10 protein-coding genes and 4 pseudogenes are annotated in these 11,266 nt (G+C 62.1%); 2 read left to right on the plus strand and 12 right to left on the minus strand.

Annotation, left to right across the window (positions count from 1 at the left end; all coding sequences use genetic code 11):
• A pseudogene (locus RCH10_RS26300) lies at positions 1–532 on the plus strand (IS6 family transposase); the annotation flags it as partial.
• Positions 533–597: 65 nt separating this feature from the next.
• On the opposite strand, the pseudogene tnpC reads toward RCH10_RS26300, so the two are convergent.
• From tnpC to RCH10_RS26360, 12 genes and pseudogenes are all read right to left on the minus strand, one after another.
• Positions 598–1,608 (minus strand): annotated as a pseudogene (tnpC, locus tag RCH10_RS26305) (IS66 family transposase); the annotation flags it as partial.
• Positions 1,609–1,771: 163 nt separating this feature from the next.
• A pseudogene (locus tag RCH10_RS26310) lies at positions 1,772–1,918 on the minus strand (P-loop NTPase); the annotation flags it as partial.
• Between the two features lie 177 nt (positions 1,919–2,095).
• Complete coding sequence (locus RCH10_RS26315) at positions 2,096–2,656, minus strand: NifU family protein (RefSeq protein WP_409054664.1); 561 nt, start codon at positions 2,654–2,656, stop codon at positions 2,096–2,098.
• Positions 2,657–2,711: 55 nt separating this feature from the next.
• Positions 2,712–3,032, minus strand: coding sequence for a Grx4 family monothiol glutaredoxin (grxD, locus tag RCH10_RS26320; RefSeq protein WP_409054665.1), 321 nt, complete (start codon positions 3,030–3,032; stop codon positions 2,712–2,714).
• A 13-nt stretch (positions 3,033–3,045) separates the two neighbouring features.
• The gene (locus RCH10_RS26325) at positions 3,046–3,294 is read right to left on the minus strand and encodes a BolA family protein (RefSeq protein ID WP_409054666.1); all 249 of its coding nucleotides are present in this window, start codon (positions 3,292–3,294) and stop codon (positions 3,046–3,048) included.
• A gap of 36 nt (positions 3,295–3,330) precedes the next feature.
• A complete protein-coding gene (sufU, locus tag RCH10_RS26330; protein WP_409054667.1) occupies positions 3,331–3,780 on the minus strand; it encodes a Fe-S cluster assembly sulfur transfer protein SufU in 450 nt (149 codons plus the stop codon).
• Entirely contained in the window at positions 3,780–5,033 is a 1,254-nt protein-coding gene (locus tag RCH10_RS26335; protein ID WP_409054668.1) for a SufS family cysteine desulfurase, read from the minus strand. Before RCH10_RS26335 ends, sufU begins: the two co-directional genes overlap by 1 nt.
• On the minus strand, positions 5,030–6,355 hold the full coding sequence (gene sufD, locus RCH10_RS26340) for a Fe-S cluster assembly protein SufD (protein ID WP_409054669.1): 1,326 nt from the start codon (positions 6,353–6,355) through the stop codon (positions 5,030–5,032). Before sufD ends, RCH10_RS26335 begins: the two co-directional genes overlap by 4 nt.
• A complete protein-coding gene (sufC, locus tag RCH10_RS26345; RefSeq protein WP_409054670.1) occupies positions 6,352–7,161 on the minus strand; it encodes a Fe-S cluster assembly ATPase SufC in 810 nt (269 codons plus the stop codon). Before sufC ends, sufD begins: the two co-directional genes overlap by 4 nt.
• A complete protein-coding gene (gene sufB, locus RCH10_RS26350; RefSeq protein WP_409054671.1) occupies positions 7,158–8,594 on the minus strand; it encodes a Fe-S cluster assembly protein SufB in 1,437 nt (478 codons plus the stop codon). Before sufB ends, sufC begins: the two co-directional genes overlap by 4 nt.
• A gap of 57 nt (positions 8,595–8,651) precedes the next feature.
• Positions 8,652–9,002, minus strand: coding sequence for a HesB/IscA family protein (locus RCH10_RS26355; RefSeq protein WP_409054672.1), 351 nt, complete (start codon positions 9,000–9,002; stop codon positions 8,652–8,654).
• A 733-nt stretch (positions 9,003–9,735) separates the two neighbouring features.
• A pseudogene (locus tag RCH10_RS26360) lies at positions 9,736–10,710 on the minus strand (IS110 family transposase); the annotation flags it as partial.
• Positions 10,711–10,757: 47 nt separating this feature from the next.
• On the opposite strand from RCH10_RS26360, the gene RCH10_RS26365 reads away from it, so the two are divergent.
• Positions 10,758–11,069, plus strand: coding sequence for a hypothetical protein (locus RCH10_RS26365; protein ID WP_409054673.1), 312 nt, complete (start codon positions 10,758–10,760; stop codon positions 11,067–11,069).
• Positions 11,070–11,266 lie beyond the last annotated feature (197 nt).

Raw genomic sequence — 11,266 nt, forward strand, 5'->3', positions numbered from 1 at the left:
ACAGATCCAAGAGATGATGGCCGAGCGTGGGGTTGTGGTCGATCACGCCACGATTCATCGGTGATCGGTCAAGATGATGCCGGTTCTTGCCGCCGCCTTGAGGCGACGCAAGCGCTCGGTCGGCACGAGCTGGCGAATGGATGAAACGTACATCAAGGTCAGCGGCGAGTGGAAGTACTTGTACCGGGCGGTGGACCGCGCCGGCCACACGATCGACTTCCTGCTGCGTGCACACCGCGATGTCGCCGCGGCGAGATGCTTCTTCGAGCGTGCCATCGACCTGCACGGCGTGCCCGAGAAGATCACCATCGACAAGAGCGGCGCCAACACGGCGGCGATCCTCGACATGTGTGCTGACAGCGGAGCGGACATCGAGATGCGTCAATCGAAATACCTCAACAACCTCATCGAGCAAGACCATCGGGCGATCAAACGCATCGTGCGACCCATGCTCGGATTCAAGTCGCTTCGCTGCGCTCGTGCCCTCATCGCAGGCATTGAGACCATGCACATGATCAAGAAGGGCCAGCTCGATGTAAGCACCCGGCAAACACACATTGACGCACCCGCCCCCAAGGTGTTCAGCCCTGCGGCAACTCAGTTCGTGACTGGCGGGACCCAGCAATGCGGCAGTAACTCCTCGATGCGGCTCATCGGCTGCGTCGGCAGTCGCGTGAAGACGTCCTTCAGATACGCGTACGGGTCGTGTCCGTTGAGCCGTGCCGACTGGATCAGACTCATGATCGCTGCGGCTCTCTGACCCGCACGCAAGCTGCCGGCAAACAACCAGTTCGAGCGCCCCACGGCCACCGGGCGAATCTGGTTCTCGATCCAGTTGTTGTCTGCCGGCAGGCGACCATCATCGATATAGCGCGTCAGCGCGACCCACCGCTTCAAGCTGTAGTCGACGGCGCGCGCTGTAGCCGAGCCCACGGGCAACTGCTGGCGTTGGGCGATCATCCAGGCGTGCAGCGCATCGGCGAGCGGCCGGGCTCGGACTTGACGAATGCACTGCCGCTCGTCGGCATCGAGCGCTCGGACCTCGCGCTCCACCTCATAGAGCTGCGCGAAGAAGCGCACCGCCGTCTCGGCGATCAGGCTCTTGCCCGTCACCTGCAGGTCGACGAACTTGCGCCGCGCATGCGCCAGGCAGCCTGCTTGCGTCACGCCCACCCAGGCCCCCAGCGTGGAGCGGGGAATGGCGAAGCCAGCGCGTCCGAAGATGCTCTCTTGGCGGTACAGCGGCAGGTGGTCGGCGTACTTGGCCACCATCACCTGGGCCAGCAGACCAGCCGTGGGGATGCCCTTGTCGATCATCTGCGCGGGCACCGGCGCCTGCATCAGCGTCTGGCAGATTGCACAGGCCCATTTGCCGCGGATGTGGCGCTTCGCCGTGAAGACGCCCGGTACATAGTCCAGTCGCTCGGCAACGTCCTGGCCAATGCGTTGCAGCGCGCAGCCGCACGTGCAAGTGGTGCTCTCGGGCTCGTGGTGAATCTCGGTGCGCGGCAGGTGCCCCGGCAGCGGCGCGCGACGCGGAACTTGTTTGGTCTTCTCGGCGCAAGGCACCAAAGCGAGTTGTTCGAGCTCCTGCTCGATGGCCGCGATGCAATATGACTTGGCTGGGTGCTTACAGCTCGATTCGCTCAATGAGCATCGTCCGCTGCTGAAGAGTTCTACTCTCTGGCCTTTTGAGGCCAGCCACTCCAGCTCCCGTCTCAACCTCGCTCTGCTATTGCGACAGAACCATCTCGGGCGGCACGCCGGTCGGGATGCCCAGCATGCCGGGGATGCTGGGGCCCAGGATGTCGGCGTCCACCAGTCCGACGCGCGCTCCGCGCTGCGCCAGTGCAAGCGCCAGATTGACGCTCACCGTGGATTTGCCGACGCCGCCCTTGCCGCTACCGACCGCGATGAGATGATCGATGCCCGGCAGTTTCCCGGGGCCGGCGGCCGGCTGGTTCAATGCGCCTGGCGCGAGCTGTTGTGCGGGGGCAGTGGTTTGCATAGCGGTGTTTCAAGACTTGTGGGCTCAGGTGTGAAAGGATTTCATAGCATGTCGAGTTGTGAGTCGCTGGCCTGTCACGGCAGCAGGCTAGACAGCGACGACGGCAAGGTCAGGCTCGATCGTGCACACCAGGTTCTGGATCGCGGCCAGCGTGCCAGAGATCGAGCTCGGGCAGCTGCCGCAGGCGCCCTGGTAGTGGATGCTGAGGTGGTTGCCGGACAGGCCGACCAGATGCAGGTCGCCACCGTCGGCCTGCAGCGATGGCCGGATGCGCTCATCGAGCAGTTCGCTGATGACTTCCAGCCGCTCCTGGTCTTCTTCGCTCATGTCGTCGATGGACACCCGCGCTGCAAATACGGCGGCGGCTGACTGCGCCGCAGCGGCCGGCGCGGCGCGCAGCGGCACGGCAATCAGCCGCACCAACTCGGGCCAGTCGGCACCGCCGTCCTGCGTCACGGTGAGCCAGCGGTCGACGTAAAACACGTTGCTGACGTGGGGAATGGCGAACAGCGCCGAGGCCAGCGCGTCGCCGCTGACCTGCCCTGCGTTTTCGTAGGAATGCGAAACACCCCAGGTCAGCGGCTCGCGGAGCGTGAACTTGACCGCATTCGGGTTCGGGGTGTCGTCTATTTCGGCAATTTTTGGCATTCAAGCCTCCTGAAAAAGGGCGCCTCGCGGGCGCTGAACCATGGTAATTTCAAGGTCAGAGTGCCCCTGCCGGGTTGAGCAGCATCCGCAGTTCGCCCGACTCGTACAACTCGCGAACGATGTCGGCACCACCCAACAGTTCGCCGTGAACGTAGAGCTGCGGAATGGTCGGCCAGTTAGCGTAAGCCTTGATGCCGGCCCGGATCTCCGGGTCAGCCAGCACGTCGACCGCAGCAAAGTCCTGCAGGCCGCAGGCCTGCAGCATCTGCACCGTGGCACCTGAAAATCCGCACTGCGGGAACTGCGGCGTTCCCTTCATGTAAAGCACGACGGCATTGCCAGTGACTTGTGCGTGGATTTTTTCCTGCGTATCCATGTGAGTTCCTTAGTTATCGGGAGGTCGATTTAGCCCACGCCTCGGGCGTCAAGGTTTGCAGCGAGAGCGCGTGGATTTCCGAGCGCATGCGATCGCCCAACGCCTGGTAGACCTGCTGGTGCTGCTGCACCCGGGTTTTTCCGGCAAACAGCGGGCTCACGACCACCGCCTCGAAGTGCTGGCCGTCATCGCCCAGCACCTCCGCGTGGTCGCAGGCCAGGCCGTTCACGATGTAGTTTTTCAGTTCATGGGCAGTCAGCATGGGGTCCTTTCTGGAGTTCAGCACTCATCAACAACATCAGGCTTCGGTGCTGGCAGTGCCTTGCGAATTAAAGGCGGCCAGCAGCGTGTGCCACGGCAAGATCGCGCACTTGACGCGCGTCGGCAGATCGCGCACGCCGGCAAACACGGCCAGCCGCCCGATCTGGTTGGGCTGGCTCAAATCGAGCTTGCCGGTCGCCATGGCCAGGAATTCCTGGCTCAAGGCCTGGGCCTGCTCGCGCGTCTTGCCCTTCACGGCGGCCGTCATCATCGAGGCCGATGCCTTGCAGATGGCGCACGACTCGCCCTGAAACGCGATTTGGTCAATGGTTTCGCCCTGTAGCTGCAGCGCCACGCTGAGGTGGTCGCCGCATAGCGGGTTGTGGCCGTCGGCCCGGTAGCTGGGGTGTTCCAGCGTGCCGTAGTTGCGCGGCTTTTTGTTGTGGTCCAGGATGACTTCCTGGTAGAGCGCTTTGTAGTCGGCCATTATGCAAACACCTTTTGCACATTGCGAATGCCGGCCACCAGCGCATCGACTTCCGCCATGCTGTTGTAAAACGCAAACGAGGCGCGTGTGGTAGCGGGCACCTTGAAGCGCGCCATCACCGGCTGCGCGCAGTGGTGCCCAGTGCGCACGGCAATGCCCTCCTGGTTCAGCAGAGTGCCGACATCGTGCGGGTGGATGCCGTCCAGCGTGAAGGACAGCACCGCCGCCTTGTTCCTCGCCGTTCCGATGAGTCGCAGATCGGGCAGTGCGTTGAGCTGGCCGGTGGCGTACTGCAGCAGCGCGTGCTCATGCCGGGCAATGGCTTCCATGCCAAGGGCAGACAGGTAATCGACCGCCGCGCCCAGCCCGATGGCGGCGGCAATCGGCGGCGTGCCTGCCTCGAACTTGTAGGGAATCGTGTTGTAGATGGTTTTCTCGAAAGAGACCGACAAGATCATGTCGCCGCCGCCCTTGAAGGGCTGCATTTTCTCAAGCAGCGCGGCCTTGCCGTAAAGCACGCCAATGCCGGTTGGCCCGCACAGCTTGTGGCCCGAGAAGGCATAGAAGTCGCAGTCCAGGTCCTGCACATCCACGGGCATGTGAGGCGCGGCCTGCGCGCCATCAACCAGCACCGGCACGCCATGGCGGTGCGCCAGTGCAATCATTTCTTTGACCGGGTTGATGCTGCCCAGCGCATTCGAGACATGGCTCACGCCGACCAGCTTGGTACGGGCGTTCAACAACTGCTTGAACTCGTCGAGGCACAACTCCCCAGCGTAGTTAATGGGCAGCACGCGGATTTTGGCGCCAGTTTCCTCGGCCAACATTTGCCACGGCACGATGTTGGAATGGTGCTCCAGCGTGGTCAAAATAATCTCGTCACCGGCCTTGATGAACTTGCGGCCATAGCCGTGCATCACCAGGTTGATGGCCTCGGTGGTGCCGCTGGTGAAGATCACTTCGCGCTCGTCGGGTGCGTTGATGAAACGCTGCAGCTTTATGCGCGCTTCTTCATACGCGGCGGTCGCCCGTTCGGACAGGGTGTGTACCGCCCGGTGGATGTTGGCGTGCTCCGTGGTCTGGTAGCGCACCAGGCGGTCTATGACGGGCTGCGGCATCTGGCTAGAGGCCGCGTTGTCAAGGTAGACCAGCGGATTGCCTTCGACCTCGATATGCAGTATGGGAAAGTCGGCGCGCACCTGCTCGACATCGAACACAGGCGTGACGTGGGTTGACTCGGCACGCACGTTCATGGCTGGCTGCTTGTTTGCACCAGCATGCGCTGCTGCAGCTGATGCTTGAGCGATGGCACAGAAATGCGCTCGATGATCTCGGCGCCAAATGCGTAGGTCAGCAGCTGGCGTGCGGCGCTGCCGGACAAACCGCGGCTCTGCAGGTAAAACAGTTCTTCGGCATCCAGCTGGCCAATCGTGGCGCCATGCGTGCATTTCACGTCGTCAGCAAAAATCTCCAGCTGCGGCTGGGTATCGACCTGGGCCCGGCTACTGAGCAGCAGGTTGCGGCTGGATTGGGCCGAGTCGGTGCGTTGGGCGCCGGGGCGAACGATCACCTTGCCGTTGAACACCGCATGCGCGCTGCCGTCGGCAATGCACTTGTGCAGCTGACGGCTGCTGGCATGCGGCTGGGTGTGGTCGATGCAGCTGTGGGTGTCCGCCAGCTGGCTGCCGGCCAGCAGCGCAAGCCCGTCAACAGCGCACTCGGCGCCCTCACCCAGCACCACGCTCAAGTGGTAGCGCGACAGCTGCGCGCCCATCGCCAAGCTGACCGACTGGTAGTGGGCCGAGCGCCCCACAGACACCGCGCAGTTGGCGATGTGAAACGCCTGCTGGCCGTCGCGCTGCACGCGGATATGCGTAACACTCGCCTGGTCTGCCAGCACGATTTCCGTCACCGGATTTACCAAGTAAGCCAAGTAAGCCGCATCCTGCAGCGCCACGTAGTCTTCGACCAACGTCACGCGGCTGCTTGCTTCGGCCAGCACCATACAGCGCTGGTGGCTGAGCGCGCCCGCCTGCGTGGCAACGAACAGCAGATGCACCGGAGCTGCCACCTCCACATGGCGCGGTACTATCAGCACCGCTGCATCCTGCAGATATGCTGTATTGAGCGCGGCAAACACGTTGTCGCCCAGCGCCTGCTGGCGGCCCAGTTGCGCCTCCAACGCGGCGCTGTGTGTGGCCATCGCCGTCGGCAGATCGCTCACTAACACGCCGCCGTCGAGTGCTAGGCTCGACAACTGCGGCGCATAAGCGCCATCGACAAACACCAGCCGTATCGCGGCGTCGTCAAGGCAAAACGGCGCGATGTCTTCTAGCTGCAGCAGGGAGGCAACGAGCACCGGCTGGAACGTCAGCCGGTGCATCGGCGCCAAATCGGTGAAGCGCCACTCCTCGTCGCGTCGCGTCGGCATGGCCAGCGCGCCAAGCACTGTCTGCGCTTGTTCGTGCATCGCATTGATGAGTGCCCAACGGCTGGGCGCCAGAAGCGGCTGGGCGGCCAGCATCGTGCTCAGGTGATCTACCGTGGGCGCGCGAAATGCAGTGGCGCTGCTCATGCGTTGACCTCTTCGGTTCTCGCCCCGTTAGCCGCCTGGTGCTCGGCGCTGACCCAGTCGTAGCCGCGTTTTTCGAGTTCCAGCGCGAGTTCCTTGCCACCGGTCTTGATGATGCGGCCGGCCTCCATCACATGAACGAAGTCGGGCACGATGTAGTTCAGCAGCCGCTGGTAGTGCGTCACCAAAATCACGGCGTTGTCAGGGTTGATCAGCTGGTTCACGCCCTGAGACACAATGCGCAGCGCGTCGATGTCCAGGCCAGAATCGGTCTCGTCCAGAATTGCCAGGCGTGGCTCCAGCAGCGCCATCTGCAAAATTTCGTTGCGCTTTTTCTCGCCGCCCGAAAAGCCTTCGTTGACGCTGCGGTCCAGGAAATCGGGATTCATCTCGAGCAGTTTCATTTTCTCGCGCACAAAGTCGTCAAACTCCAGCGGGTCCAGCTCTTCTTTGCCGCGCTGCGCCTGCAGCGTGTTGTAGCTCAGGCGCAAGAACTGGCTGTTGGCCACGCCGGGGATTTCAATCGGATACTGAAAGCCCAGGAACATGCCGGCCAGGGCGCGCGCTTCGGGCGCCAGCGCCAGCAGGTCCTGACCTTCAAACTGCACCGTTCCAGCCGTGACCGTATACGCCGTGTGGCCGGCCAGCACTTTGGCAAAGGTGCTTTTCCCCGAGCCGTTGGGCCCCATGATGGCGTGCACTTCACCGCGCCTGACCGTGAAGTCCAGGCCCTTGAGAATGTCGATGCCGTTGACGCTGGCGCACAGGCCGCGCACCCCCAGCAATACCGGGCCGTTGGGGTTGATCATCCGACCGCTCCTTCGAGTTTGAAGCCGAGCAGTTGGGTCGCTTCGACCGCGAATTCCATCGGCAATTGTTGAAAAACATCCTTACAGAATCCATTGATGATCATGGACACCGCGGCTTCGGCGCTGATACCGCGCTGGGCAAAATAAAAGAGCTGGTCTTCGCCAATCTTGGAGGTCGAGGCCTCGTGCTCGACCTGAGCAGTCGGGTTGCGCACTTGGATGTAGGGAAAGGTGTGCGCACCCGACTTGTCGCCAATCAGCATCGAATCGCACTGCGAATAATTGCGCGCCCCGGTGGCTGTCGGCATCACCTTGACCAAGCCCCGGTAGCTGTTGCTCGACTGCCCTGCCGAGATGCCCTTGCTGACAATGGTGCTGCGCGTGTTCTTGCCCAAGTGGATCATCTTGGTGCCGGTGTCGGCCTGCTGGTGGTGGTTGGTCACCGCCACCGAATAGAACTCGCCGACCGAGTTGTCGCCGCGCAGAATCACCGACGGGTACTTCCAGGTGATGGCCGAGCCGGTCTCGACCTGGGTCCAGGAAATGCGCGAATTCACACCTTTGGCCAAGCCGCGCTTGGTGACGAAGTTGTAGATGCCGCCAACGCCGTTTTCATCGCCTGCATACCAGTTTTGCACCGTCGAGTACTTGATGTCGGCGTTGTCCAGCGCCACTAGCTCCACCACCGCCGCATGCAGCTGGTTGCTGCTGAAGGCGGGCGCCGTGCAGCCTTCGAGGTAGGACACGGTGGCGCCTTCTTCGGCCACGATCAACGTGCGTTCGAACTGCCCCGACTCCTCAGTGTTGATGCGAAAGTAGGTCGACAAATCCATCGGGCACTTGACGCCGCTGGGGATGAAGCAGAACGAGCCGTCGGTGAACACCGCCGAGTTGAGCGCGGCGTAGTAGTTGTCGCTCGTGGGCACCACCGTACCCAGGTATTTTTTCACCAGTTCCGGGTGCTCCAGCACGGCTTCGGACATCGAGCAGAAGATGATGCCGGCCTCAGCCAGCTTGGCCTTGTAGGTGGTGGCCACCGACACGCTGTCGAAAATCACGTCAACCGCCACGCCGGCCAGCGCCATGCGCTCGTGCAGCGGCACGCCGAGCTTTTCAAAGGTGCGCAGCAGCTCGGGATCGACCTCGTCCATGCTGCTCAGCTTGGGTTTTTGTTTGGGCGCTGCGTAGTAGCTGATGGCCTGGAAGTCGATCTTCGGGTAATGCACGTTGGGCCAGGTCGGCTCGGTCATCAACAGCCATGCTTGGTAGGCTTGGAGCCGGAAGTCGAGCAGCCACGCCGGTTCGTCCTTCTTGGCAGAAATCATGCGGATGGTGTCTTCGCTGAGCCCCTTGGGCGCGACATCGGATTCGATGTTGGTGACGAAGCCGTGCTTGTAAGGCTGGTTGACAAGATTTTGCAGTACGGCACTCATGGTGTTACTTCTGGCGGGTTGTGTGGCTTGAAGAAATAAAGGTCGGCGGTGATTCGCTCAGGTCTTGTTGTCGACTGCCTTTTTCTTGACGTTGAAACTTTCGCCGCAGCCGCATTCGTTGTCGACATTGGGGTTGTCGAACTTGAAGCTCTGCTTCAGGCCTTCGGTGACGAAGTCGATGCGCGAGCCGTCGAGGAATTCAAGGCTGCCAGCATCCACCACAATGCGCGCGCCGTGCGACTCGAAGCTATGGTCGCCCGGGCCGGCTTCATCGATCAGGTCAAAGGTGTGCGCCAGGCCGGTGCAGCCGACCTTTTTGACGCCGATGCGCAGGGCAATGCCCTTGCCGCGTTTTTCAAGCTGGCGCTGGATCTGAAGCGCTGCTTTTTCAGTCAATGTCATGGTCATTTGATGAAATCCTTGTATGAAAACGCACCCCCCGGAAAACCCGGCAGGGCACTCAAAGAAAACCGGTGGATCAGTTCAATTCGTTTCTGACCGCCGATGCCTCGCTGTCCGAGCAGGGTCGACCGCAGTCAAGACCTTCTGGCCAGGATGGATACTGTAGTAATTTAGTCAAGTATAGGCAGTCGGTGAAATTCAAAGGGACTGCAGCCCGAAAGAACGTCGCAAAGCAGGGGTACTGTCCGCGCCGTGGGCCGCTAAGGACAGCAGTCGTGTCGTTTCAACTGCCGTGGTTTTGGATGCCACCGCGGCACGCGCCGACCAAGCCGGGCGCAACCTGACGGACACCAACAGCGAAAGCCGGTTGGGTCAGCGCGACGTACTCTGCAGCGGCTGAATCGTTGGCGCGTCGTCGAGATTGGGCTCGGATTGCTGGCGGTGACGCTAGGGAGGCGCTTATATGGGCGCCTCCCGGATTGCAAGAACTCGTGTGTGTGACGATTCAGGAGGCAGGGCTGCAGTCTTATATCCGGCCTGTTGTGCAAGCTGATATGCCTGCTGGCCCTGATGGTTTTCGCTGACGAGGTTCCCATCTGATCAACGAGCTTGCTGCTCTTGTTCCCTATCGGAGTGTCCCCGTCCCGGTCCGACCTGTCTGTCCCATCACACGCGTGGTCGCTTGCTCTCCTTCAAACTGGTTGCTCGTTCGTCTTCGTGGTCTTCGTTGTCTTCGTAGTCAGTGCGCGGCCTGCCACGCCTCGGGGCGCCAGCCCTGGCCGCGTGCCAGCACCGCCCATATCGTCCGCGCCAGCTTGTTCGCCACCGCAGCGACAGCCACGCTGTACGGCCGGCGCTGCAACAGCGCGGTCAGCCATGGCCATGTCGGGCCAACCTTGGATCGGATCACCACGGCTCGAGCACCGTGCATCAGCAACGTTCTGAGGTAAGCATCGCCGCGCTTGCTGATGCCCAGCTGCCGGACCCGTCCACCGGTGCCGGTCTGGCGAGGGACCAGTCCGATCCATGCAGCAAACTCCCGAGCGTCTTTGAACGATGTCGGCGTGCCCATGCTGGCGACGACCGCCGTCGCCGTAAGAAGGCCAGTACCGGGGATTTCGGCGACAGCTTTGCAGGCCGGTATCTCCCGCATCTGCTGCGAGAGCCGGCGCTCGACGAGGCCGATGTCGGCCTGCAGTTGCTGGACTCGCCTGAGTTGCTCGTCCAGGCTGTCCATGAGCATCGCTGGCAGCCGGGCCTTCGCGTCGCACAGGGCATCAGGCAGTGCCTTGAGGAGTGCTGCGTGACCCTCTGGCAGCACGATGCCGAACTCGTAGAGCAGCCCTCGGAGTTCGTTGGTTTGCATGATGCGGGTCTTCATGAGCTGCGCGCGCAACCGGTGCAGCGACAGCACGATCTGCTGGGCTTCGGTCTTGACGGGAACGAAGCGCATGCCGGGCTGTTGGCATGCGGTCCAGATCGCTTGCGCGTCGGCTGCATCGGTCTTGTTGCGCTGCACGAACGGCCGCACCTTCCTGGGTGAGATGAGTCGCACCTCGTGGCCCAATCCAATCAGAGCCCGACCCCAGTCGTGAGCACCGCCACAGGCTTCCATGACAACCAGCGCCGCAGTGCGGTTGGCAAACCACTCCAGCATCCTGGCGCGCTTCAACTGCAAGCGCTCGATGCAGCCGGTGTCCATCTCGACCCAGTGTGACCCATACCGTCACCTTCCGAACCCAATGCTGGCAATGATTTCCAATGGGCCCATGGATCAACGAAATTCCGGCATTTGGTTCAATCCTCAACTGGCCGCAACAGCCGACCAACACAAGGATTTGTTCGACCTCTCTCTGCTATTGCGACAGAACCGACCGCGGACCGGGCGTGTCGCTGGTATCGGATTGGATCCGGCCCTGGCCTGAAGGATTACGGCTGGTGCGCATTGCCTTGCCTTTGCCCAGTGAGCCACGTCGCATGGGCCTGATCTGGCCGCGCGTGTCGCAGCGGCTGCATATTTCAGCCCATCGTGGACGGCGTTTCAGGCTGAACGTGGACGCGATTTCAGCGTGATCGTGGACGATTTGGGGAGCGCGCAAGTGATCTTTTGACCGGGCCTCAAGCTCACCGCCTTTTCCACGTGGCAAGCCGAAGGTCGAGAACGCGGTACTCGTAGTCGAGCGATGGATTCTGGCGCGGCTGCGCAACCGGCGCTTCTTCAGCCTGGCCGAGCTCAACGGCGCCATCGCCGAGCTGCTGGTCGATCTGAA

The sequence above is a fragment of the Variovorax sp. GrIS 2.14 genome (genome assembly GCF_046115955.1).
GTDB lineage: Bacteria > Pseudomonadota > Gammaproteobacteria > Burkholderiales > Burkholderiaceae_C > Variovorax.

Excerpts from the sequence above, each read along its gene's own strand:
- RCH10_RS26315 (WP_409054664.1), bottom strand. The coding sequence starts at position 2,656 with ATGCCAAAAATTGCCGAAATAGACGACACCCCGAACCCGAATGCGGTC.
- grxD (WP_409054665.1), bottom strand. The coding sequence starts at position 3,032 with ATGGATACGCAGGAAAAAATCCACGCACAAGTCACTGGCAATGCCGTC.
- RCH10_RS26325 (WP_409054666.1), bottom strand. The coding sequence starts at position 3,294 with ATGCTGACTGCCCATGAACTGAAAAACTACATCGTGAACGGCCTGGCC.
- sufU (WP_409054667.1), bottom strand. The coding sequence starts at position 3,780 with ATGGCCGACTACAAAGCGCTCTACCAGGAAGTCATCCTGGACCACAAC.
- RCH10_RS26335 (WP_409054668.1), bottom strand. The coding sequence starts at position 5,033 with ATGAACGTGCGTGCCGAGTCAACCCACGTCACGCCTGTGTTCGATGTC.
- sufD (WP_409054669.1), bottom strand. The coding sequence starts at position 6,355 with ATGAGCAGCGCCACTGCATTTCGCGCGCCCACGGTAGATCACCTGAGC.
- sufC (WP_409054670.1), bottom strand. The coding sequence starts at position 7,161 with ATGATCAACCCCAACGGCCCGGTATTGCTGGGGGTGCGCGGCCTGTGC.
- sufB (WP_409054671.1), bottom strand. The coding sequence starts at position 8,594 with ATGAGTGCCGTACTGCAAAATCTTGTCAACCAGCCTTACAAGCACGGC.
- RCH10_RS26355 (WP_409054672.1), bottom strand. The coding sequence starts at position 9,002 with ATGACCATGACATTGACTGAAAAAGCAGCGCTTCAGATCCAGCGCCAG.
- RCH10_RS26365 (WP_409054673.1), top strand. The coding sequence starts at position 10,758 with ATGGGCCCATGGATCAACGAAATTCCGGCATTTGGTTCAATCCTCAAC.